Genomic DNA, 21,076 nt, shown 5'->3' with positions numbered 1-21,076 from the left:
CGACCGGGACTTGTGTTCATCGCACTATGCGCAACTTCGCTACCGGGCTCTGCAGACCCGGTGGCTATCGCGGAAGCGCGCGCTGCCTTCGAAGCAGCCTTCAATGGCGGCGATCCGGCCGCGGTCGCCGCCATGCATTCCGAGGACGGCATCGTGCTCGCCCCCGGATGGAAGACAACCGAGGGCCGTGACCGCATCGAGACAATGTACACGGCATTCTTCAAGGCCGGGTTCAGCAACCTCAGGTCCGAGGAAGTCAGCTTCGAAATGGCGGGGAACGACATGGCCGTCGAAGTCGTCCACGACCAGGCAACCCGTACCGACGGCAATGGCGACAAGACCGAGCACAGCTACAAGGTCCTGAGGGTCTGGAAGAAGGACGCTGACGGCGCCTGGCTCGTGCACCGCGAAAGCTTCAACGATTTGCCGGGCGGCTGATCCGAAATCACCGCATCTTCACGCCGAGCATTTGCGGTAGACTTTCACCTGATCGGAAGGGAACGCAGGCCCATGCCCGGGACCTTGCTTGCGCCGTTTCCCTTGGGCGCCAGCAATGCTGCTGGCTGACCGGACTTGGTCCTCGGGTCGTTGGAAGCGCTTTCTGCGCCTCCATAATTTGCTCCCGGCGCCCAAGGGATAGACGCCGGGACACTGGCACGCTCAGATCAGGGGGAGCTGCGCGATGAGGGTGCTCAGCGGATAGGCCAGCAGCAATGCGACGATGAAGTCGCGCTTGCGGCAGCGCCATTTCCGGGTCCGCGCCTGCGTGCGGGCTTCAAGTTCCGACTGGTCGATGGTTTCGCGCACCATCCGAGCCAGTTTGATCCGGTCTTTGGTATTGATGGTGATCATTGCCTTGCTCTCGTTTCCTTGGGCGACACCCGGTGTGCCGCAAGGTCATCCTCGCGCTCCGCCATGGAGAAGATTGGGAGGCTTCGGGGCAATTTCGTGTTATGCGTGCATTTCCCCGCCGAAGCTCCCCCAACGGCAAGCAACTGTTTCGACATACCTTTTCAAAGCTTCCCTCACACATGTCGATATTCGGACGACACCATCCGTCCACAATCCGCGTGCGTATTGCGCCGGCGCGGCGCGCCGGATACCACCGGCTGCGGCTTTTGCGAAAGGCGGAACATGGCTCAGAAGACGATCCTGATCACTGGCTGCTCTTCGGGCATCGGATACGACGCCGCGCACGGACTGGCTGCGCGCGGCTGGCGTGTTTTTGCCACCTGCCGCAAGTCAGAGGATTGTGCCCGTCTGCAGAGCGAGGGACTTGAGAGCTTTCCGCTGGACTATGCCGACGAGGATAGTATCGCCGCCGCCGTCGCCGAGGTGCTGGAGCGTACCGGCGGTACGCTCGACGCGCTGTTCAATAACGGTGCCTACGCGATCCCCGCCCTGGCCGAGGACCTGCCCCGCGATGCACTGCGGGCGATCTACGAGACCAATTTCTTCGGCCAGTTCGACCTCATCAACCGGCTTATGCCCACGTTCCGCGCTCAAGGCCACGGGCGGGTCGTCAACAATTCCTCGGTACTGGGCCTTATCGCGCTCAGGGCACGCGGTGCCTACGTCTCGACCAAGTTCGCAATGGAGGGTCTGACAGACACCTACCGGGTGGAGAACCGGGTCAAGGATCTGCATTTCATCCTGATCGAGCCCGGCCCCATAACCTCGCGCATCCGCGAAAACTCGATCCCGCATTTCGAGCGCTGGATCGACTGGCGGAACTCGCCGCGCCGCAAGTTCTATGAGAACCAGGTGCGGCCGCGCCTTTACCGCACCGACAACAAGACCGACCGGTTCGAACTGCCTGCCTCGGCGGTGACGGCCAAGCTGGTTCACGCGCTGGAAAGCCCGCGACCGCGTGCCCGCTACTATGTCACCACACCGACCTATATGATGGGTATCGCACGGCGGCTGCTGCCGACGCGGACGCTGGACCGGATCCTGCGCCGCGGCTGAGTACCGCCGATCCGCGCCCCGGCGCGGCCTGAGATTTCGGATACGAGGGACGGATGACCGACAATCCGCTGTTCTACGTCACGCTCTTCGCCTGCCTCGCGGTGCTCGCCGTGTTGCTGGTGGGCGTCGGCGGCTTCGCCAAGGGCGGAGACTTCAACCGCAAGTACGCCAACAAGATCATGCGCCTGCGCCTGCTGCTGCAGTTCATCGCGGTGGTCCTGATCGTGGCGACTGTCTACTTCTCGGGGATGCGCTGAAGATGGTGGTCCTGAACAAGATCTACACGCGCACCGGCGACAAGGGCGAGACCGCCCTCGGCAACGGCACCCGCGTGCCCAAGGACAGTGCCCGCGTCGCCGCCTACGGCACCGTGGACGAGTTGAATGCCGCGCTTGGACTGGCGCGCCTGCACGCGGCCGGCGAGACCGACGCGGCGCTGGCCCGGATTCAGAACGATCTTTTCGACCTTGGCGCGGACCTTGCGACCCCCGACCCGGACAAGGACGGCGAGCGGGAATATCCGGCGCTCCGCGTCACCGGCTCCCAGGTCGACAGGCTCGAGGCCGAGATCGACGCCATGAACGCACGGCTCGAACCGCTGCGCAGCTTTGTCCTGCCCGGCGGCAGCGCGCTGTCGGCGCATCTGCACCTCTGCCGCACCGTCGCGCGCCGCGCCGAGCGTCTGACGGTTACCCTGACCGCCGAGGAGACGATCAACGAGCCCAGCCTGCGCTATCTCAACCGCCTTTCGGACTGGTTCTTCGTCGCCGCACGGATCGCGAACGACGACGGCAGGGCCGACGTGCTGTGGGTGCCGGGCGCGAACCGGTGAGTGACAAGGCGGCGTTGCGTGACCTGATCGACGCCGCCTACACCCATTTCGCATGCCCCGCCCCGCCGACGACCGGTGTTTGCCGCGGCTGCTGCATGGACCCGGATATCGAGGCCGATTTCCTCGACCACGCCCCGCGCGATCTACCCGAAGAGCATCTCGAGGATTGGTACTTCGCCGCCTACGCGCCGGACTTGTCCCGCGCCCACATGGCTTGGCTGCTGCCCCGGATCCTGGACCTGCTGGCCTTCGCCCCGGGGTTTCCCCGCCAAGGTGCCGAAACGGCCCTGAACCGCCTGCCTCTGACCGGCTTTCCGGAGGACTGGCCCCCGAAAGACGTCGTGCTTCTGCGCCAAGCCGGGCTCGCGATCTTCGCCCGCCGGCTGGCCGAGGGCGGTGATGTCGACGAGTGGCTTTGCTGCTTCGGCGAAGCGGGGCTGGACCTGGCCCCCTTCTTCGCCCATCTCGACGCGCTGGGAGACGACCGGTTGCTGACGATACTCACCCGTGCCTGGCCGACCCGGCCGGGCGCCGCGATCCCCTTTTCGGCATTCTGGGCGCGCCAGCCGGCCAAGGATGGGGCCTGGGCCTGGTACACGTCCAGGCAATTGCACAACCGTCTGAGCCGGATTGCCCTCACCGAACCTTCGGAAACCGCGCTGGCCTTTGCGGCGCTGATCGAGCATCACGCCGACTGGGCGCAGCCGACAAGCGAATAGCGCCCCCGCTTTCTTTATCCCCCAAATACTCCCGCCGGAGGCCCCCGCGCGCCAAGTGCGCGGCGCCCACCGGATCAGGCCGGCTCCCACAACTCGATCGGATTCCCCTCGGGGTCATTCAGCCATGCAAAGCGACCGTTCGGGTGCTCCTGCGGGTCCCGCCGAACCTCGACCCCGGCGGCTTCCAGCTGAGCAATCATCGCGTCGAGATCCCGCACCCTGAAGTTCAACATGAACGATTTCTCGCGGTCGCCGAAATAGTCCGTGACTTTCTCGAACGGGGCAAAGACGGTCTCTCCGGCCTCCTGCCGCCAGCAAGGCGTGTCGTAGTCGCCCGGCACCTTGTCGACGCCCAGATGCGCCAGGTACCACTCGGCCAGCGCCGCCGGGTTCTCGGCCCGGAAGAAGAACCCGCCGAACCCCAGAACCTTTTCCATCGCTCCCCCCTTTTGCTGCCCCCCAGCCTGCGGCCAGCCCCGTCGCGGGTCAAGCGCCGCCCCGGACGCCACGTCACACGGCCCGGACCGCCGTCCTGCCGCTGCGTCGCGTCGTTTTTGCGCTGTTTCTCGGGCCTTGCATTCGCTAAACCCGACCCGACCGGGGTGCAAATCCACCCCGCCACAGTGAGGGAGAGACGCGAATGAAGGTCCTTGTGCCTGTGAAACGCGTGATCGACTACAACGTGAAGGTGCGGGTGAAAGCCGACGGCACCGGGGTCGATCTCGCCAACGTCAAGATGTCGATGAACCCGTTCGACGAGATCGCCGTCGAAGAGGCGATCCGCATGAAGGAAGCGGGCACCGCCTCCGAGGTCGTCGCCGTCTCGATCGGCGTGAAGCAGGCGCAGGAGACGCTGCGAACCGCGCTCGCCATGGGCGCCGACCGCGCGATCCTGATCGTCGCCGCCGACGACGTGCACCAGGACATCGAGCCGCTGGCCGTCGCCAAGCTGCTCAAGGGCGTCATCGACGAGGAGCAGCCGGGCCTCGTGATCTGCGGCAAGCAGGCGATCGACAACGACATGAACGCGACCGGGCAGATGCTTTCGGCGCTGCTGGGCTGGAGCCAGGCCACCTTCGCCTCCGAGGTGAAGGTCGAAGGCGACAGCGCGGTCGTCACCCGCGAGGTCGATGGCGGCCTGCAGACCATCAAGGTCAAGATGCCCGCCATCGTCACCGTGGACCTGCGCCTGAACGAGCCGCGTTACGCCTCGCTGCCGAACATCATGAAGGCGAAGAAGAAGCCGCTGGATGAGAAGACGCCCGCCGACTACGGCGTAGACGTCACGCCCCGGCTGACCGTGGTCAAGACCACCGAACCGGCCGAACGCGCAGCGGGCGTCATGGTCGGCTCGGTGGACGAGCTGGTCGCGAAACTCAAAGACGAAGCGGGGGTGATCTGATGGCCGTTCTTCTTCTTGCCGAAGTGACCGACGGCGCACTGTCGCTGGACGCCACCGCCAAGGCCGTGACCGCCGCCGCCAAGCTGGGCGAGGTCACCGTGCTGTGTGCCGGGGCCAGCGCCGCCGCAGCAGGGGCTGACGCCGCAAAGATCGACGGTGTCGCCAAGGTCCTCGTGGCCGAGGACGCCGCCCTGGGCCACCGCCTGGCCGAGCCGACCGCCGCGCTGATCGTCAGCCTCGCGGGCGACTACGAGCACATCGCCGCCCCAGCGACCACCGATGCCAAGAACATCCTGCCCCGTGTCGCCGCGCTGCTGGACGTCATGGTGATCTCGGACGTCTCGGGTGTCGTCGACGGCAACACTTTCGAGCGCCCGATCTACGCCGGCAACGCGATCCAGACCGTGCAGTCGGGCGATGCGAAGAAGGTGCTGACGATCCGCACCTCGACGTTCGACGCCGCAGGCTCCGGCAATTCGGCCCCGGTCGAGACAGTTTCGATGGCCGACAATCCGGCCCTGTCCGAATGGGTCGAGGACAAGGTCGCCGAAAGCGACCGTCCCGAGCTGACCAGCGCAAAGATCGTCGTCTCCGGCGGCCGCGGCGTCGGCTCCGAGGAAAACTTCGCGCTGATCGAGAAACTCGCCGACAAGCTGGGGGCCGCAGTGGGCGCCAGCCGCGCGGCGGTCGATTCGGGTTATGCCCCGAACGACTGGCAGGTTGGCCAGACCGGTAAGGTCGTCGCCCCCGAGCTTTACATCGCCGTCGGCATCTCTGGCGCGATCCAGCACCTCGCGGGGATGAAGGACTCGAAGGTGATCGTGGCGATCAACAAGGACGAAGAGGCGCCGATCTTCCAGGTCGCCGACTACGGCCTGGTCGCAGATCTCTTCGACGCGGTGCCCGAGCTGGAACAGAAGCTGGGCTGAATTCGGCAAATCAGGTTGCGGCGGACCGTGCCCCGGCTCTAAGGTCCGCCGCGACTGCCGAAAGGATTTTGGGGCATGGATATCAAGACCGTGGGCGTGATCGGCGCCGGCCAGATGGGCAACGGCATCGCGCATGTCTGCGCGCTGGCGGGTTATGACGTCGCCATCAACGACATTTCAGACGAGGCGCTGGACCGCGCGCTGCAGACCATCGGCGACAACCTTGACCGCCAGGTCTCGCGCGAGAAAATCAGTCAGGGCGAACGGGATACCGCGCTTGCGCGGATCTCGAAGCAGACCGACCTGTCGATCCTCGGCAAGTCCGACCTGATCATCGAGGCCGCGACCGAGAACGAGGCGATCAAGCACGAGATCTTCAAGGGCCTCGCACCGCACCTGGGCGAGCAGACGATCCTGACCTCGAACACCTCGTCGATCTCGATCACGCGGCTGGCCAGCCGCACCGACCGCCCCGAACGCTTCATGGGCCTGCACTTCATGAACCCGGTCCCGGTGATGCAGCTGGTCGAGCTGATCCGCGGCATCGCCACCAACGAGGAAACCTTCCAGACGCTGCAGGGCGTAGTGGACCGGTTGGGCAAAACCTCGGCCACAGCCGAGGATTTCCCGGCCTTCATCGTCAACCGCATCCTCATGCCGATGATCAACGAGGCGATCTACACGCTCTACGAGGGTGTGGGGACCGTGACCTCGATCGACACCTCGCTGAAACTGGGCGCGAACCATCCCCTTGGCCCTCTGGAGCTGGCGGATTTCATCGGTCTCGACACCTGCCTGGCGATCATGAACGTGCTGCACGACGGGCTCGCAGACACCAAGTACCGACCCTGCCCGCTGCTGGTGAAATACGTCGAGGCCGGCTGGCTGGGCCGCAAGACGCAGCGCGGTTTCTACGACTACCGCGGCGAGGAACCGGTCCCGACCCGCTGAACCGCGCGCGGATTGTCGCGCGCCCAAAGCCTTGGAATGCGCTAGGCTACCCGAAAGGGAGAGCCGAATGCGCGTCCTCATTCTTGTGCTTTTGTGGCTGTGGCCCGCCGCCCTTCTGGCGGAGCAATGGCGGCTTGTCCCGGGCGAGACCCGGGTCGAGGTGGACGTGGATTGGCGCGGGCGGACGGTGACCTTGCGGTTCAACAATGTCGTCGGCGAGGTGATCTTCGACCAACAGCGACCCGAAAGCGCCAAGGCCTCGATCCGGGTCGACGCCCGGACGGTCTCGACCGGGGCCGCGGTGGTGGACGCCTTCGTGCGTGGCCCTGAGTACCTCGACGTCGAGCGCCATCCCTGGATGGACTACCGGTTGGACCGGCTGGTGCAGACCTCGGAGCAGACGGCGGACGTCTTCGGTCGCCTGACCATGTTCGGCCAGACCCGGCCCGTCGCCTTCGGCGCTCAGGTGTTCCGCTATGGCCCGACCGCCGGCGCGCCGGACCGCTTCGACGCAGGGTTCAACATCGGCGGTTCGGTCGACCGTCGCGATTTCGGTCACACCACCGGCCTACCTGAGGTCGCGGCAGTTCTGCCGATCCGCATCCGCCTGCTGATGCGGTCCGATTAGATGAGCTTCAGGGACGGTCGCGATGGCTGGGGCTGGCCCACGCGGGCGGTGCACTGGTCGATGGCGGCGTTGATCCTGGGGATGCTGGGGCTCGGTTTCTGGATGAGTCGGGTGGAGCAGGACCTGCTGTTGCAGTTCGACCTGATCCAGCGGCACAAGAGCTTCGGTACGATGGTCTTCGCGCTCGCCTGTCTCCGCATCGCCTGGCGCGCGTCGCAACGAGCGCGGCCGTCAGATCCGGTGGAAATGCCCAGCTGGCAGCGCCAGGCGGCGCGGCTCTCACACCTAGCGCTCTATGCGCTGATGCTGGCGCTGCCGCTAAGCGGATGGCTGATGGCTTCTGCCTCGCCGCTCAACGATGCCGACGCGCTGCCGTTCCAGATCCCCAATATGGTATTCGGGCTGTTCGAGCTGCCGGACCCCTTCCCCAAAGGCTCGGAGGCGCTGGCAGCTAGACTACGCCGCCTGCATGGCATCCTTGCGCTGGGTCTCGCGCTCCTGCTCGGGCTGCACGTCGCGGCGGCGCTCAAGCACCATTTCGCGGACCGCGATCCGGTGCTGCGGCGCATGCTGCGCGGGCGCTAGCGGCCCTCGCCGAAACGGTCATCGACGAGGTTTTGAAGCGCCTGCAAAAGGGCGTCGGCATCCGGCCCGTCCGCGGAAACCTCGATGCTCGTGCCGTTGGCCGCGGCAAGCATCAGCAGACCCATGATCGAATCGCCGGAAACCGTCATGCCGTCGCGACTGACCTGCGCTTCCGCCTCATGCGCCTCGACAATCTCGACGAATTTCGCCGAGGCCCGGGCATGCAGCCCGCGCTCGTTCCGTATGTTCATCGTCACGGGGCCGGCCATCAGGCGGTCATCGCGCCCTTCGTCACGCCGAGGCCGTCGGCGCAATTGATGTACTTGCGCGCCGCGTCGAGCGCGCAGTCCACGGCCACGTCCAGCGGCTTGTGTCGGGCCTTGGCCAGCTTGACCAGCATAGGAAGATTGACGCCGTAAAGCACCTTGCGGTTGGGGTCGGAGCACGCGGCGACGGCAAGGTTGGAGGGGGTACCGCCGAACATGTCGGTCACAACGACCACACCCGAACCATCGTCCACTTCCGCGACAGCGGCATCCACTTCGGCCTGTTTCTCGGCGCGGCTGTCCTCAGCCCCGATCGAGACGGCGCGCGTTCCGGGCCGCCTTCCTACGACGTGTTCCATGGCGGCCAGGTATTCTCTGGCCAGTCCGCCATGTGCAACGATGACGATGCCGATCAAGACTCCACCACACCTTTGAGCACCCGCCCCCCAACGGATCGCTCCAGTTCTCTATGTCGAATAGACACCTGCCAACCCGCCTTCGCAAGCCCATTCGACAGCCGTTCCGTCACGCAAACCGAACGGTGTTGCCCTCCGGTACATCCCAGAGCCAGGGTGAAATAGGACTTTCCTTCGGCTTTGTAGGCCGGCAGCAGCAGGTCCAGCATGGCCCGAGTCTGATCCATGAAGGGCTGGTAAAGCGGGTCTGACATCACGTACTCGGCGACAGCCCCGTCCTCTCCCGTAAGCCTGCGCAACTCTGGTTTCCAGTGCGGATTTCGCAGGAAGCGGCAATCCAGGACCATGTCAGCGCCGCGCGGACTGCCGCGCTTGTAGCTGAAGGACTGGACCGAAATGGCCATCTCGGCCCCTTCGCCGCGACCGAACCAGCGCCAGACCTCGGCGCGCAGATCGTGCGGTGACAGGTTCCCGGTGTCGATCAGGACGTCAGCCCGCTCTCGCAGGCCTCCCAGCAAGGTACGCTCCCTCTCGATTCCCACGAGCGGGGTCTCGGCAGGAGCCAGCGGGTGTCGGCGCCGTGTTTCCGAGTACCGGCGGAGCAGCGTGTCCGTATCGGCATCGAGGTAGACAAGCGAAACGCTGAGCTGTGGGTTCGACGTCAGCGTCTCGACCGCCGCCATCAGCGCATCGGCACTGAAGTCGCGGGTCCGCGCATCGATGCCAACCGCCAGCGGCCGGTCGTGCGCGCCACCGGCGAACAGGCGTTCGAGCAACGAAAGCGGCAGGTTGTCGATCGCTTCGAAGCCCAGATCCTCCAGCGCATTGATCGCAGTCGACCGTCCAGCACCGGATGGGCCGGTGACAATGGCCACGTCCTGAATGGTGGCGGAAGGGTCAATCGCGATCTGCATGGCTCTTGTCTTCGGTGTCCTGGAAGTCGTCAGGGTCTAGCAGAAGCGGCTCGCGCCCGTGTCTCAGGCATGCCAGAACTTCTTGACTGAGATATGGACGCTCCGCGCCGGCAATCAATGGTACGCACCCGCTCGTGATTCGTCGCGTTCGCAACTGCGGTAAGCGTGTAGTTTCGTTCATTTCCATATCGACTGCCAGCACGATCCGCGCAGACGCCGTATGGGCGACCTGCAGAAGGCCGATGCCGCGCGCCTCGATCAGACCGGCGAGCCGCGGCGGAGCAGAGGCCCACAGACCGTCCGGTTCGGCGAAGATCCGCACCTGGTCATCGGCTACCAACTCCGCGCCCATTCCCATCATCTGAAGCGCGACCGCCGATTTGCCGCTGCCGGAGCGGCCCAGAAGCAGCGCGGCTCGCCCCTGCCATGCGACGCAGGTTCCGTGGAGCGTCTCGGAGGCCGGGCCTACCACGACCTGCTCACAAGGGGATCAAACCGGCAGTTCGACGACAAAGCGGGCACCATCTGGGGGCACGTCCGTACCGACGCCTTCGGGGCGGATGTTCTCGGCCCAGATCTCGCCGCCGTGCGCCTGCACGATCTGGCGCGAGATCGCCAGCCCGAGGCCAGAATGGTTGCCGAACTCCTCTTTCTGAGGACGCTCGGAATAGAAGCGCTCGAACACGTCGGCGAGATTCTCGTCCGGGATACCTGGGCCCTGATCCTCGACACTGACGCGGACCTTCCGCCCCTGCACCACGGTCGTCACGCGGATTTCATCGCCTTCTGAGGCGAACGAGATCGCGTTGGTGATCAGGTTCACGAAGACCTGCGCCAGCCTCCCTTCGAGACCGGTGATCTTGAATGGCTCTTCCTCGAACCCGCGGATCAGCTTCGCGCCCGCCTCAGCAGCTATCCCCTCGTTGAACTGGATCAGGCTCGACAGGAGCGCGTGCAGGTCGAACACCTCCATCTGGTCGCGGACCAGTTCGCTGTCGAGCCGCGAGGCGTTCGAGATGTCGGTAACCAGGCGATCGAGTCGGTCGACGTCGTTCTTGATGACGTTCAGCAGCTTCTCGCGCGCCTCGTCGGTCTTGGCATAGGGGAAGGTCTCTACCGCCGAGCGCAGAGAGGTCAGCGGGTTCTTGATCTCGTGCGCGACGTCGGCGGCGAACATCTCGTTCGCCTCGATCCGGTCGAAGAGCGCGCGGGTCATCAGGCGCATCGCCCCGGAAAGATAACCGATCTCGTCCGGGCGACCGGTCATGTCCGGAATGTTAATCCGCTCGGGGTTCAGCTGCTTGGCATTGCGGGTGCCGCCATCGTGCGCGGCCTCGGACAGATCGCGCAGCGGGCGGACGATGGTGTTGGCGAGCACGAGGCTGAGTACGATCGAACTGATGATCGCCAGCGCGAATACCTGGAGGATCTTCTCACGCTCCGAACGGATGAAGGTGTCGACGTCGCCGGGCGGGGTCGTCAACACCAGCGCGCCAAGCGGGGCCGCGTCGGCGGTCGGGCCGGGTACCGGCAGAGCAACGGACAGGATCTGGTCGCCCTGCTGTGTCGCGCCAGAGGTACGGACGATCCGGTTCTCGACCAGAGCGGTCTCGGCCAGCGGGCCGATGGTCGAGAGCGAAAGCGGTTCGACCTCCTGCTGGCGGGCGGCAAACATGCGGCTCATCCGGTCCCAGAGCTGCCCCATGATCGAGATGAAGGCCGAGGGCGCCTGTTCCTGCGCGGTACCGCCGTCGATCTGGTCACCAGATGGAATGGCGCCGCCGGACTCCAGCCGCGTTACCAGCCGTCCCTGTGCATCGAACAGCATCAGCCGGGCCGAGGTCGCGCCCTGCACGGTTACCATCGCGTCGATTGCCGAAGTGCCGTCTATCTCTCCGCCCAGCCGGTCGGAGAGCACCGTGGCCACCAGCCGCCCCTCGGTCACCAGCGAGCGAGCGCGCAGCTCCAGCAGCCCGCCCTGGAACTGGTTGAGATAGAGCACACCGGCGAGCAGCACGCCCAGCGCCAGCAGATTGAAGGTGATGATCTTTCGTGACAGCGGCGACCGGCGGCCGAACCGCGCGGTCCAATCCATCAGCGCCGGACCGTCGTCACTACCGCCGCGGCCCTTCTCGGCCGAGAGGATGACGCGCGGGCGGGCGCGATCCTTGATCGCGCCCCCGTCAGCCATGTCCGGCCCCCGTGAGGGGATCAGGCTTCGTTGTAGCGATAACCGATGCCGTACAGCGTTTCGATCGAAGAGAACTCGGAATCATGCGCCTTGAACTTCTTTCGGATCCGCTTGATGTGGCTGTCGATGGTCCTGTCGTCGACGTAAACCTGGTCGTCGTAGGCGACGTCCAGAAGCTGGTCGCGGCTTTTCACGAAGCCAGGACGCTGCGCGAGGGCCTGCAGGATCAGGAACTCGGTCACCGTCAGGGTGATCGGCTCCCCCTTCCAGATCACCGAATGGCGCTGGGGGTCCATGGTCAGGCTGCCGCGGACGAGCGTGTTGTTCTCGGTCTCCGACGGCTCTTTCATCGCGTTCTCGCGACGGCGCAGGATGGTGCGGATCCGCTCTACCAGCAGGCGCTGCGAGAACGGCTTGCGCATGTAATCGTCCGCGCCCATGCGCAGACCGATGAGTTCGTCGATCTCCTCGTCCTTCGAGGTCAGGAAGATCACCGGCATGTCGGTCTTGGTGCGCAGCTGGCGCAGCAACTCCATCCCGTCCATGCGCGGCATCTTGACGTCGAGGATCGCCAGATCCGGCAACGTCTTCTCGAAAGCCGTCAGGGCCGATGCCCCGTCGTTGTAGGTGCGGACTGCGTATCCTTCGCCTTCCAGCACCATGGAGACCGACGTCAGGATATTCCGATCGTCATCCACCAGGGCGATGTTCGCCGACATGATCTGATCCTCCGGTCCATGTTTTCCAAAGAGTCTTACACAGCCGTTGTTCTGTCGGCCAAATCGTTACCATCATGCGAATGCACAATTGGCGCGGTGTGCCGCACCTTGGCCACACAAAATCAAGTGGAATAGTGGCGACAAGATGGTACCCTGACCCTCGGAAACGCTGCAAACATGGCAAAATTGAGATATTTTCCACCGGACTGGCCCTCCGGCGTTCGCAGCCTCCGCTAGGGGAGAGAGACACCGTCCATTCTGGGCGGTCGTCTGGCATGAGGAGGAGTCCCTTATGACAACGGGTACAGTGAACCCTGACCAAACACTGGAGGCGACCGGGTTTCCGGGCGCTGCCACGATTCACTACAACCAACTCGAACATGCCCTGATCGAGTCGGCGATCCGGCGCGGCGAGGGCGAACTTGGGCGTGGCGGTACGCTGCTGGTCAGCACCGGCAAGCACACCGGGCGCTCGCCCAAGGACAAGCACGTCGTCCGCGAACCATCGGTCGAGGACAAGATCTGGTGGGACAACAATGCGCCCATGGATCCCGACGCATTCGAGCGCCTGCGCGCCGACATGGTTGCGCATATCGAAGGCGGCGAGCTGTTCGTGCAGGATCTCTACGCCGGCGCCGATCCGGACTACCGGCTGAACGTGCGGGTGATCACCGAGCTGGCCTGGCACGGGCTGTTCATCCGGCACCTGCTGCGCCGCCCGGACGAGTCGGAACTGGCCGGGTTCGAGCCGGGCTTCACGATCCTCAACTGCCCCAGCTTCAACGCCAACCCGGAGCGGCACGGCTGCCGGTCGGAAACCGTCATTGCGATCTCGTTCGAGCGCAAGCTGATCCTGATCGGCGGCACCTCCTACGCGGGCGAGAACAAGAAATCGGTGTTCTCAGTACTGAACGCGCTGCTGCCCGAGCAGGGCGTGATGCCGATGCACTGCTCGGCCAACCATGCGCCGGGCGATCCGCACGACACGGCAATCTTCTTCGGTTTGTCCGGCACCGGAAAGACCACCCTGTCGGCCGACCCGTCCCGCGTGCTGATCGGCGACGACGAGCATGGCTGGTCCGACAAGGGCACTTTCAACTTCGAAGGCGGCTGCTATGCCAAGACGCTCGACCTGAGCCCCCAGGCCGAGCCGGAGATCTACGCCACCACCTCGACCTTCGGCACCGTGATCGAGAACATGGTCTACGACCCGCACACACGGGAGCTGGACTTCTCGGACGACAGCCTGACGGCGAACATGCGCTGCGCCTACCCGCTCGAGTTCATCTCGAACGCCTCCTCCACCGCGCGGGGCGGGCAGCCGAAGAACGTCATCATGCTGACCTGCGATGCCTTCGGGGTGTTGCCGCCGATCGCCAAGCTGACCCCGGCGCAGGCCATGTATCACTTCCTGTCGGGCTTCACCTCGAAAGTGGCGGGCACCGAGAAGGGCGTGACCGAGCCGCAGCCGACGTTCTCGACCTGCTTCGGTGCGCCGTTCATGCCGCTGCGCCCCGAGGTCTATGGCGCGATGCTGCGTGACAAGATCGCCGAGACGGGCGCGACCTGCTGGCTGGTGAACACCGGCTGGACCGGCGGCGCTTACGGCGTGGGCAGCCGGATGCCGATCAAGGCCACCCGTGCGCTGCTGGCGGCGGCGCTGGACGGCTCGCTGAACAAGCAGAAGTTCCGCATGGACGACGCCTTCGGCTTCGCCGTGCCGACCTCGTGCCCGGGCGTGCCCGACCTTCTGCTCGACCCGCGCCGGACCTGGGACAAGGCCGATGCCTATGACCGGCAGGCCGCGCGCCTCGTGCGCATGTTCGAGGAAAACTTCCGCCAGTACGAGGATTTCGTCGACGCGGACGTGATGGAAGAAGCCGTGGTGTTCCGCGGCGCCATGTGACGGATACGGCCGCCGGGAGACCGGCGGCCGCTTGCGCCTGCGGGGGGCGCTCGGCTAATGCTGCGCCGATGAACGGACCCGCGATCCCATGACCTATGCTGTAGCCTCAGGCCACACGTTGACCACGCAGTCGGCCGAACAGATCCTGCGTGCCGGCGGCAGTGCTGTTGATGCCTGCATCGCCGCCGCCTGCACCGCCTTCGTGGTGGAGCCCGTGCTGGCGCAGCCGCTGGGCGGCGGCTTCCTGATGCTGTCCCCCGAGGCCGGCGCACCGCACGTCCTCGACGCATTCGTGCAGACCCCGCGCCGCCGCAGACCCGAGGGCGAGCTGGACCTGTCGACGATCACCGTCGACTTCGGCACGGCGACGCAGGACTTCCACATCGGCGCGGGCACGGTGGCGACGCCGACACTGATCCCGGCGCTGTTCGAGGCGCACGAGCGGCACGGAAAGATTCCCTTCCCGGATCTGGTCGCCTTCGCCGCGCAGCAGGCGCGGCAGGGAGTCGAGGTCACGGACTTTCAGGCCGAGGTCGCAGGGCTGGTTGCGCCGATCCTGACCTCCTCGCCCGAGGTCTCGGCGCTCCATGCCCCCGGCGGCAAGCCCGTCGAGGCGGGCAGCGTGCAGTGCAACCCGGACCTGGCCGATGTGCTGGAGGTGCTGGCCGCCGAGGGTCCGCGCTTCTTCACTGAAGGCGAGATCGGGCAGATGCTCGCCGATCTGCCCGGCAGCCACCTGACCCCGGAGGACTTGCGCCACGCCCGCCCCGAATGGCGCGCGGCGCTGATGCTGCGCCGCCAAGGGCACGATATCGCGCTGAACCCGGCACCCAGCCTCGGAGGCGTGCAGATCGCGCTTGCCCTCGGCGCCCTGCCCCGCGCACCGCGCCCGGCGCTGGTGGCAAAGGCCCTGGCCGAGGTCGCCCGGCTGCGGAGCGATCTGGACATCGACCGCCACCCGGACCGTGCCGGCGCGCTGCTGCTTGACCCGGCCCGGATGGAGCACCTGCGCCGGCTGCTGGCCTCGCACACGCCCGCCCTGCGCGGAACGACGCACATTTCGGTCATCGCCGCGGATGGCTCGGGCGCGGCCCTGAGCCTCTCGAACGGCGAGGGTTGCGGGAAGCTGTTGCCGGGCACCGGGATCCAGCCCAACAACATGCTGGGCGAAGAGGACCTGTCGCCGGACGGGCCGGTCGGTTGGACACCAGACCGGCGGCTGGCCTCGATGATGTGCCCGACGGCGATGCGCGATCAGGAGGGGGCGCTCACGCTGCTCGGCTCGGGCGGCTCGAACAGGATCCGCTCGGCTCTGGCGACGACATTGCTGGCTTTGATCGATGCGGGCCTGCCGCTTGAGGAGGCCGTGGCGATGCCACGAATGCATGTCGAGGATGGCAACCTGAGTTTCGAGGACCTGGGCGAGGATGGCCGCCGCGACGCGCTGCTGGCGGAGTGGCCCGAGGCGACGGTCTGGGACCGCCCGGCGATGTATTTCGGTGGCGTGCATGTCGCGCGGCGGGACCGGCGCGGCGGCACGCAGGCGACGGGCGATCCGCGGCGCGCGGGGGCGGCGGCGGTCGGGTGACCTATCGCCGCGCGGTCATTGGCGCAGGATGCCTCCGGCGGGGATATTTGAGGAAAGTGGAAGGCGGGCGCGCTTCCCGCACCTCAGCCGAAGAGGCCGCGCCGAAGAAGGTTGAGGCCCGCGAGGACCAGCACGAAAAGCGTCAGGCGGCGGAATTTGTCCTGGTCCAGCCGGTCCTGCAGCACCTGACCCAGCACCATCCCCGCGATGGCTGGGACGATCGCCCAGGCCGAGAAGGGCAACGTCATGCTGTTCAGGACGCCGGAGATCAGGTGTGCGCCGACCAGGAGTATTGACCCGACGAGGAAGCTGATGCCCTGCGCGCGGACGAGTTCGGCCTTCGGGGTTTCGCGCGCCAGGAGGTAGATCAGGATCGGCGGGCCCCAGACCCCGGCGATGCCGCCGAAGAAGCCTGCGATGATGCCCGTGATCCACTCGACGATATGGGTCAGGCGCGGCGGGAATCGCGGACGCCACCCGGCGAGTTGCACACTCCCCGCAAGGGTGACCATCACGCCGAGGATGACGAAATAGGCCTCGTCCGAGAGCAGCGTTACGAGCTGCGCGAAGAGGCCGATCAGCAGGAAGAGTGCGAAGTTCAGCCGCCAGTACTTGCGGAGCGTGCCCACCGCCTCGGCCAGACCATTGCGGAAGCTCTGCTGGAGGTTGGTGACGAGTGCTGGAAGGATCAGGCCAGCCAGAGCCACCTCGGCCGACATCAGCGAGCCAACACCGCTGATCGCGATCATCGGAAGAGCGAAACCGACCGCGCCCTTCACGAAACCGGCGCAGACGAACACTCCGAAGGCCGCGACGACCGTCCAGCCGCCGTAGAGGTCGATCAGCTGCTCCATATGCCCCCCTTGCCTGCCCGACAGGGTCTGGCACCGGGAACGGGCAAGCGCAATGCTAATAATATTCCATCGCTTAGCCGATAATTGGATAATTGTTGCGCAAGATTATTGACCGCCCTCGGCGGCTCGCCTAGTTTTGCCGCAACGCAACAGCGATTCCGCGATGCAACAACATGCCCGAGGGAGTGCCCCGATGACCGATCAGAGCCATGATTTCGACGCCGCGCTACTGCCCGGCCTGACTGGGCGGACCAGCCTTGCACTTGAAGCAGCCGAGGCGGTGGAACGGATCGCGCGGACCGCTCTGGCCGAGCGGATCGGCGGCGACGGACGGATCTCGGGCGCGGCGCTCGAGGCCGACCAGCACGCGGCCCACGGACTCGCTTGGCTGGCGACCTATGTGGAGGCGCTGCGGCAGCTGAGGGCATGGGCTCTGCGGCTGGAGGGCGAAGGCCGGCTGGGTACGGTCGAGGCGCTGATCCTGCAGATCGGTTTCGGCGAGTACCTGGCACAGATCGACGGTGGCATTCCGATGAGCCAGAGCGAGGTGGCGCGGCTGGCAGACCTGGGTGTCCCGGCAGCCGACCGGGCGGCGTTCCGCGAGGGCGCAGGCATCCTGCTGGAACAGGGCAATTCGGATGCCGCGCGGCGTGCCCTGGCGTCCGAGATGGGCGAGGCGCGGGGGGCGGCGACGGTGGGCGCCACGGGGCTCGACGACGACATGGAGATGATCCGCGACCATTTCCGCCGTTTCGCCGACGAGCGCGTCGTTCCGCACGCGCACGAGTGGCACCTGAATGACGCGCTGATCCCGATGGAGGTGATCGGCGAGATGGCAGATCTGGGCGTTTTCGGGCTGACCATTCCCGAAGAGCATGGCGGCGCTGGTATGGGCAAGACGGCGATGTGCGTCGTCTCGGAGGAACTCTCACGCGGGTATATCGGCGTGGGCAGCCTGGGGACCCGCTCGGAGATTGCCGCAGAACTGATCCTGGGCGGCGGGACCGAGGCTCAGAAAGAGCGCTGGCTGCCGGCGATCGCGAGCGGCGAGGTGCTGCCGACGGCGGTCTTCACCGAGCCGGGCACCGGCTCGGACCTTGGCGCGCTGAGGACGCGGGCCCGGAAGGACGGCACCGAATGGGTGCTGACCGGGAACAAGACCTGGATCACCCATGCGGCGCGGACCGACCTGATGACAGTGCTGGCGCGAACCGATCCCGAGACCGACAATTACTCCGGCCTGTCGATGTTCCTGGCCGAGAAGACCCGCGGCACGGACGAGACGCCGTTTCCAGATGAGACCATCGAGGGCGGCGAGATCGAGGTGCTCGGCTATCGCGGCATGAAGGAATACACGCTGGCGCTGGACGATCACCGGGTGCCGGACGAGGCGCTGCTGGGCGGCGAGACCGGTCAGGGCTTCCGACAACTGATGCGGACCTTCGAGAGCGCCCGGATCCAGACGGCGGCGCGGGCGATCGGGGTCGCGCAAAACGCGATGGAACTGGCGCAGGCCTATGCCGCCGACCGGGTGGCCTTCGGCAAACCGATCGCGGCCTTTCCTCGGGTCTACGGCAAGTTGGCGATGATGGCGGTCGAGATCATGATCGCGCGGCAGCTGACTTATCACGCCGCCCGCGAGAAGGACGAGGGTCGGCGCTGCGATCTGGAGGCCGGGATGGCCAAGTTGCTTGGCGCGCGGGTCGCCTGGGCGGCGGCGGACAACGGGCTGCAGATCCACGGCGGCAACGGGTTCGCGATGGAATACCCGATCAGCCGGGTGCTGTGCGATGCGCGGATCCTGTCGATCTTCGAGGGCGCGGCGGAAATTCAGGCCCAGGTCATCGCACGCAGGCTGCTGGAAAGCCCGGCCGCGTCCGCATGAAAGGCAAGGGGGTTTTCATCATGAAAACCCCCTTATGCCATTGATATCAAAGGACACTACTTCAGAAATTATACCTATGTTTACTTTTGAGCACCTCGAAACGGCGGCCTTACGCTAGTTTGTGAACAAAACATTACGCAAGGCCTGCGCCGAACAGGCCAAGTCCCGGACACAACCGCGTATCTTCACGGCCTGAATTCGACTACTCTCCGAGCACAACGACTTGGGGGATTATTTCAGACATGAAACGTTACTCGCTACCGAGTGCGGCGGCGGCGCTATTTGCCGTGGCGGCACCCCTGTTTGCGCAGGACACCGGGACACCGACCCCGGACAAGACCAGCCTGTTGGCCGAACAGAGCTATTCGCCCTACGCCAACCGCAGGTTTCCGACCCGGCCCTATTTCGGCGACACCCATCTGCACACCGCCTTCTCGATGGACGCCGGCGCCTTCGGCGCCCGGCTGACGCCGCGTGACGCCTATCGCTTCGCGCGGGGCGAGCAGGTGACCTCGAATACCGGGATCCCGGTGCAACTGTCCCGGCCGCTGGATTTCCTGGTGGTCGCCGACCATTCGGACAACATGGGTTTCTTCCCCGACCTGATGTCGGGCAAGGCCTCGCTGCTGGCGGATCCGACCGGGCGGCGCTGGTACGACATGATCCAGGACGGCAAGGGCAACGACGCCGCGATGGAGATCATCGTCGCCTTCTCGCACAACAAGTTCCCGACCGACCTGATGTATTTTCCGGGGACCAATGCCTACAAGAATGCGTGGCAGCAGACGATCGACGCGGCCGAGGAATTCAACGACCCCGGCGATTTCACAGCCTTCATCGGCTTCGAGTGGACCTCGAACACCGGCGGGAACAACCTGCACCGCAACGTGATCTTCCGCGACAACGGCGACAAGGCAAGCCTGGTGCAGCCGTTCACCGTCTACCCGCCCTATGGCAGCGACAACCCGGTGCACCTCTGGGAGTGGATGGCGAACTACGAAGCGAAGACCTCGGGCAGCGTGCTGGCGATCCCGCATAACGGCAACCTCAGCAACGGCATCATGTTCCCGGTGGAGACCCAGTTCAGCGAGCCGGTGGACGCCACCTATGTCGAGACCCGCGCCAAGTGGGAACGGCTCTACGAGACGACCCAGACCAAGGGCACGGGCGAGTCGCACCCGTTCCTGTCGCCCAATGACGAGTTCGCGGACTTCGAGCTGTGGGACAAGGGGAACCTCGACGGCAGTGTCGCCAAGACCAACGAGATGTTGCAGTACGAGTATTCCCGCGAAGCCTTCAAGAACGGCCTGCTGCTGGAGGACAAGCTCGGGACAAACCCCTACAAGTTCGGCCTCGTGGGCAGCAGCGACGCGCATACCGGGCTGGCGGCCTTGGGTGAGGACAACTTCTTCGGCAAGACCGTCCCGCAGGAGCCGAGCCCGGAACGGATGACCAAGGCCTTCATCGACAACCCCGACACCGGCGTGAAGGTGATGGACTGGGAGGTCGGCTCGTCGGGCTATGCGGCGGTCTGGGCCACGGCCAACACCCGCGAGGCGATCTGGGATGCGATGCACCGGCGCGAGACCTACGGCACGACCGGCTCGCGGATGATCGTCCGCTTCTTCGGCGGCTGGTCCTTCACCGATGCGGACGCACAAAGCCGTCAGCCGGCGGCGGCGGGCTATGCGCGGGGCGTGCCGATGGGCGGCGACCTGCCCGAGGCCCCGGATGGCGCCGGTGCAGCGACCTTCCTTGTGGCGGCGCTGAAAGATCCGCTGGGCGCGAACCTCGATCGGATCCAGATCGTGAAGGGCTGGGTCGACGGCTCGGGCGCGACGCAGGAGAAGGTCTTCGACGTGGCCTGGTCCGGTGACCGGCAGCCCGATCCCGACAGCGGCAAGGTGCCCGATGTCGGCAATACCGTCGATGTCGCCAGCGCCACTTGGACCAACACGATCGGCGAGCCGGAACTGATCGCCGCCTGGACCGATCCCGAGTTCGATCCCTCGCAAAGGGCGTTCTACTATGCGCGCGTGCTCGAGATCCCGACGCCCCGCTGGACGGCATATGACGCCGAGCGGTTCGGCGTGACCCCGGCGGACGGCACCCGCATGACGATCACCGAGCGCGCGTATACCGCGCCGATCTGGTACACTCCGCCCGCGGGCTGAGCGCAAACCGGGGGATGCGCAGCCAAAGCGCGTCCCCTTTCTTCATGCCAGCTTGAACGCCGCACGCCCGCCGTGTCGCCGGGTGGGTTGGCCATTCTTCATCTGCGCGCCCTTGGGGTGACCGGAGAATCCGATAAGCCAAAGGGGAG

Annotated in this window: 23 protein-coding genes; 14 read left to right on the top strand and 9 right to left on the bottom strand. The window is 65.8% G+C overall.

Annotated features, from left to right (window positions below; genetic code table 11):
• Nucleotides 1–60: 60 nt before the first annotated feature.
• Nucleotides 61–438 (top strand): YybH family protein, encoded by a 378-nt coding sequence (locus ACW9UR_RS01940; protein ID WP_458915213.1) that lies wholly within the window; start codon nucleotides 61–63, stop codon nucleotides 436–438.
• Nucleotides 439–660: 222 nt separating this feature from the next.
• Here the strand turns inward: ACW9UR_RS01940 and ACW9UR_RS01935 are convergent, their stop codons facing one another.
• Complete coding sequence (locus tag ACW9UR_RS01935; protein ID WP_458915212.1) at nucleotides 661–852, bottom strand: hypothetical protein; 192 nt, start codon at nucleotides 850–852, stop codon at nucleotides 661–663.
• Between the two features lie 282 nt (nucleotides 853–1,134).
• Between ACW9UR_RS01935 and ACW9UR_RS01930 the strand changes: the two genes are divergently transcribed.
• Genes ACW9UR_RS01930 through ACW9UR_RS01915 form a run of 4 tightly spaced genes read left to right on the top strand, consistent with a single transcriptional unit; the run spans nucleotide 1,135 to nucleotide 3,519 of the window.
• Nucleotides 1,135–1,968 carry an SDR family NAD(P)-dependent oxidoreductase gene (locus tag ACW9UR_RS01930; protein ID WP_458915211.1) on the top strand — a complete coding sequence of 278 codons (834 nt, stop codon included), beginning with the start codon at nucleotides 1,135–1,137 and terminating at the stop codon, nucleotides 1,966–1,968.
• Between the two features lie 53 nt (nucleotides 1,969–2,021).
• On the top strand, nucleotides 2,022–2,225 hold the full coding sequence (locus tag ACW9UR_RS01925) for a twin transmembrane helix small protein (RefSeq protein ID WP_458915210.1): 204 nt from the start codon (nucleotides 2,022–2,024) through the stop codon (nucleotides 2,223–2,225).
• A 2-nt stretch (nucleotides 2,226–2,227) separates the two neighbouring features.
• Nucleotides 2,228–2,800 (top strand): cob(I)yrinic acid a,c-diamide adenosyltransferase, encoded by a 573-nt coding sequence (locus ACW9UR_RS01920; RefSeq protein ID WP_458915209.1) that lies wholly within the window; start codon nucleotides 2,228–2,230, stop codon nucleotides 2,798–2,800.
• Nucleotides 2,797–3,519 (top strand): hypothetical protein, encoded by a 723-nt coding sequence (locus ACW9UR_RS01915; RefSeq protein ID WP_458915208.1) that lies wholly within the window; start codon nucleotides 2,797–2,799, stop codon nucleotides 3,517–3,519. Before ACW9UR_RS01920 ends, ACW9UR_RS01915 begins: the two co-directional genes overlap by 4 nt.
• A 74-nt stretch (nucleotides 3,520–3,593) precedes the next feature.
• On the opposite strand, the gene ACW9UR_RS01910 is transcribed toward ACW9UR_RS01915, so the two are convergent.
• Nucleotides 3,594–3,956, bottom strand: coding sequence for a VOC family protein (locus ACW9UR_RS01910; RefSeq protein WP_458915207.1), 363 nt, complete (start codon nucleotides 3,954–3,956; stop codon nucleotides 3,594–3,596).
• 203 nt (nucleotides 3,957–4,159) lie between these two features.
• Between ACW9UR_RS01910 and ACW9UR_RS01905 the strand changes: the two genes are divergently transcribed.
• From ACW9UR_RS01905 to ACW9UR_RS01885, 5 genes are all read left to right on the top strand, one after another.
• Nucleotides 4,160–4,921 (top strand): electron transfer flavoprotein subunit beta/FixA family protein, encoded by a 762-nt coding sequence (locus tag ACW9UR_RS01905; RefSeq protein ID WP_458915206.1) that lies wholly within the window; start codon nucleotides 4,160–4,162, stop codon nucleotides 4,919–4,921.
• Entirely contained in the window at nucleotides 4,921–5,850 is a 930-nt protein-coding gene (locus tag ACW9UR_RS01900; protein ID WP_458915205.1) for an electron transfer flavoprotein subunit alpha/FixB family protein, read from the top strand. The genes ACW9UR_RS01905 and ACW9UR_RS01900 overlap by 1 nt, the downstream gene beginning before the upstream one ends.
• A gap of 75 nt (nucleotides 5,851–5,925) precedes the next feature.
• Entirely contained in the window at nucleotides 5,926–6,801 is an 876-nt protein-coding gene (locus ACW9UR_RS01895; protein WP_458915204.1) for a 3-hydroxybutyryl-CoA dehydrogenase, read from the top strand.
• Between the two features lie 67 nt (nucleotides 6,802–6,868).
• Nucleotides 6,869–7,429 (top strand): YceI family protein, encoded by a 561-nt coding sequence (locus tag ACW9UR_RS01890; RefSeq protein ID WP_458915203.1) that lies wholly within the window; start codon nucleotides 6,869–6,871, stop codon nucleotides 7,427–7,429.
• Nucleotides 7,430–8,014: a cytochrome b gene (locus tag ACW9UR_RS01885; RefSeq protein ID WP_458915202.1), complete on the top strand. Its 585-nt coding sequence runs from the start codon at nucleotides 7,430–7,432 to the stop codon at nucleotides 8,012–8,014.
• Here the strand turns inward: ACW9UR_RS01885 and ACW9UR_RS01880 are convergent.
• Genes ACW9UR_RS01880 through ACW9UR_RS01855 form a run of 6 tightly spaced genes read right to left on the bottom strand, consistent with a single transcriptional unit; the run spans nucleotide 8,011 to nucleotide 12,520 of the window.
• Nucleotides 8,011–8,283, bottom strand: a complete 273-nt coding sequence (locus ACW9UR_RS01880) for an HPr family phosphocarrier protein (protein ID WP_458915201.1) — start codon at nucleotides 8,281–8,283, stop codon at nucleotides 8,011–8,013. The genes ACW9UR_RS01885 and ACW9UR_RS01880 overlap by 4 nt on opposite strands.
• On the bottom strand, nucleotides 8,283–8,696 hold the full coding sequence (locus tag ACW9UR_RS01875) for a PTS sugar transporter subunit IIA (protein WP_458915200.1): 414 nt from the start codon (nucleotides 8,694–8,696) through the stop codon (nucleotides 8,283–8,285). The genes ACW9UR_RS01880 and ACW9UR_RS01875 overlap by 1 nt, the downstream gene beginning before the upstream one ends.
• Complete coding sequence (gene rapZ, locus ACW9UR_RS01870; RefSeq protein ID WP_458915199.1) at nucleotides 8,693–9,610, bottom strand: RNase adapter RapZ; 918 nt, start codon at nucleotides 9,608–9,610, stop codon at nucleotides 8,693–8,695. Before rapZ ends, ACW9UR_RS01875 begins: the two co-directional genes overlap by 4 nt.
• A complete protein-coding gene (locus ACW9UR_RS01865) occupies nucleotides 9,594–10,082 on the bottom strand; it encodes an HPr kinase/phosphorylase (RefSeq protein ID WP_458915198.1) in 489 nt (162 codons plus the stop codon). The genes rapZ and ACW9UR_RS01865 overlap by 17 nt, the downstream gene beginning before the upstream one ends.
• A gap of 18 nt (nucleotides 10,083–10,100) precedes the next feature.
• Nucleotides 10,101–11,801, bottom strand: a complete 1,701-nt coding sequence (locus tag ACW9UR_RS01860; RefSeq protein WP_458915197.1) for an ATP-binding protein — start codon at nucleotides 11,799–11,801, stop codon at nucleotides 10,101–10,103.
• A gap of 20 nt (nucleotides 11,802–11,821) precedes the next feature.
• Nucleotides 11,822–12,520 carry a response regulator transcription factor gene (locus ACW9UR_RS01855; RefSeq protein WP_458915196.1) on the bottom strand — a complete coding sequence of 233 codons (699 nt, stop codon included), beginning with the start codon at nucleotides 12,518–12,520 and terminating at the stop codon, nucleotides 11,822–11,824.
• A gap of 292 nt (nucleotides 12,521–12,812) precedes the next feature.
• Between ACW9UR_RS01855 and ACW9UR_RS01850 the strand changes: the two genes are divergently transcribed.
• Together ACW9UR_RS01850 and ACW9UR_RS01845 are read left to right on the top strand one after the other, a co-directional pair.
• Nucleotides 12,813–14,426 (top strand): phosphoenolpyruvate carboxykinase, encoded by a 1,614-nt coding sequence (locus ACW9UR_RS01850; protein WP_458915195.1) that lies wholly within the window; start codon nucleotides 12,813–12,815, stop codon nucleotides 14,424–14,426.
• 88 nt (nucleotides 14,427–14,514) lie between these two features.
• Nucleotides 14,515–16,014 carry a gamma-glutamyltransferase gene (locus ACW9UR_RS01845; protein WP_458915194.1) on the top strand — a complete coding sequence of 500 codons (1,500 nt, stop codon included), beginning with the start codon at nucleotides 14,515–14,517 and terminating at the stop codon, nucleotides 16,012–16,014.
• 83 nt (nucleotides 16,015–16,097) lie between these two features.
• Here the strand turns inward: ACW9UR_RS01845 and ACW9UR_RS01840 are convergent, their stop codons facing one another.
• Nucleotides 16,098–16,868: a sulfite exporter TauE/SafE family protein gene (locus tag ACW9UR_RS01840; protein ID WP_458915193.1), complete on the bottom strand. Its 771-nt coding sequence runs from the start codon at nucleotides 16,866–16,868 to the stop codon at nucleotides 16,098–16,100.
• A 193-nt stretch (nucleotides 16,869–17,061) separates the two neighbouring features.
• On the opposite strand from ACW9UR_RS01840, the gene ACW9UR_RS01835 reads away from it, so the two are divergent.
• Nucleotides 17,062–18,753, top strand: coding sequence for an acyl-CoA dehydrogenase family protein (locus ACW9UR_RS01835; protein WP_458915192.1), 1,692 nt, complete (start codon nucleotides 17,062–17,064; stop codon nucleotides 18,751–18,753).
• A 242-nt stretch (nucleotides 18,754–18,995) separates the two neighbouring features.
• On the top strand, nucleotides 18,996–20,927 hold the full coding sequence (locus tag ACW9UR_RS01830; protein WP_458915191.1) for a DUF3604 domain-containing protein: 1,932 nt from the start codon (nucleotides 18,996–18,998) through the stop codon (nucleotides 20,925–20,927).
• The last annotated feature ends 149 nt before the right edge of the window (nucleotides 20,928–21,076 follow it).

It is taken from the genome of Halovulum sp. GXIMD14794 (assembly GCF_054457455.1).
Note: the sequence above shows the minus strand (reverse complement) of the source record. Positions and strands in the feature narration are given on the sequence as shown.

Excerpts from the sequence above, each read along its gene's own strand:
- ACW9UR_RS01935 (WP_458915212.1), bottom strand. The coding sequence starts at position 852 with ATGATCACCATCAATACCAAAGACCGGATCAAACTGGCTCGGATGGTG.
- ACW9UR_RS01930 (WP_458915211.1), top strand. The coding sequence starts at position 1,135 with ATGGCTCAGAAGACGATCCTGATCACTGGCTGCTCTTCGGGCATCGGA.
- ACW9UR_RS01925 (WP_458915210.1), top strand. The coding sequence starts at position 2,022 with ATGACCGACAATCCGCTGTTCTACGTCACGCTCTTCGCCTGCCTCGCG.
- ACW9UR_RS01920 (WP_458915209.1), top strand. The coding sequence starts at position 2,228 with ATGGTGGTCCTGAACAAGATCTACACGCGCACCGGCGACAAGGGCGAG.
- ACW9UR_RS01910 (WP_458915207.1), bottom strand. The coding sequence starts at position 3,956 with ATGGAAAAGGTTCTGGGGTTCGGCGGGTTCTTCTTCCGGGCCGAGAAC.
- ACW9UR_RS01905 (WP_458915206.1), top strand. The coding sequence starts at position 4,160 with ATGAAGGTCCTTGTGCCTGTGAAACGCGTGATCGACTACAACGTGAAG.
- ACW9UR_RS01900 (WP_458915205.1), top strand. The coding sequence starts at position 4,921 with ATGGCCGTTCTTCTTCTTGCCGAAGTGACCGACGGCGCACTGTCGCTG.
- ACW9UR_RS01895 (WP_458915204.1), top strand. The coding sequence starts at position 5,926 with ATGGATATCAAGACCGTGGGCGTGATCGGCGCCGGCCAGATGGGCAAC.
- ACW9UR_RS01890 (WP_458915203.1), top strand. The coding sequence starts at position 6,869 with ATGCGCGTCCTCATTCTTGTGCTTTTGTGGCTGTGGCCCGCCGCCCTT.
- ACW9UR_RS01885 (WP_458915202.1), top strand. The coding sequence starts at position 7,430 with ATGAGCTTCAGGGACGGTCGCGATGGCTGGGGCTGGCCCACGCGGGCG.
- ACW9UR_RS01880 (WP_458915201.1), bottom strand. The coding sequence starts at position 8,283 with ATGGCCGGCCCCGTGACGATGAACATACGGAACGAGCGCGGGCTGCAT.
- rapZ (WP_458915199.1), bottom strand. The coding sequence starts at position 9,610 with ATGCAGATCGCGATTGACCCTTCCGCCACCATTCAGGACGTGGCCATT.
- ACW9UR_RS01860 (WP_458915197.1), bottom strand. The coding sequence starts at position 11,801 with ATGGCTGACGGGGGCGCGATCAAGGATCGCGCCCGCCCGCGCGTCATC.
- ACW9UR_RS01855 (WP_458915196.1), bottom strand. The coding sequence starts at position 12,520 with ATGTCGGCGAACATCGCCCTGGTGGATGACGATCGGAATATCCTGACG.
- ACW9UR_RS01850 (WP_458915195.1), top strand. The coding sequence starts at position 12,813 with ATGACAACGGGTACAGTGAACCCTGACCAAACACTGGAGGCGACCGGG.
- ACW9UR_RS01845 (WP_458915194.1), top strand. The coding sequence starts at position 14,515 with ATGACCTATGCTGTAGCCTCAGGCCACACGTTGACCACGCAGTCGGCC.
- ACW9UR_RS01840 (WP_458915193.1), bottom strand. The coding sequence starts at position 16,868 with ATGGAGCAGCTGATCGACCTCTACGGCGGCTGGACGGTCGTCGCGGCC.
- ACW9UR_RS01835 (WP_458915192.1), top strand. The coding sequence starts at position 17,062 with ATGACCGATCAGAGCCATGATTTCGACGCCGCGCTACTGCCCGGCCTG.
- ACW9UR_RS01830 (WP_458915191.1), top strand. The coding sequence starts at position 18,996 with ATGAAACGTTACTCGCTACCGAGTGCGGCGGCGGCGCTATTTGCCGTG.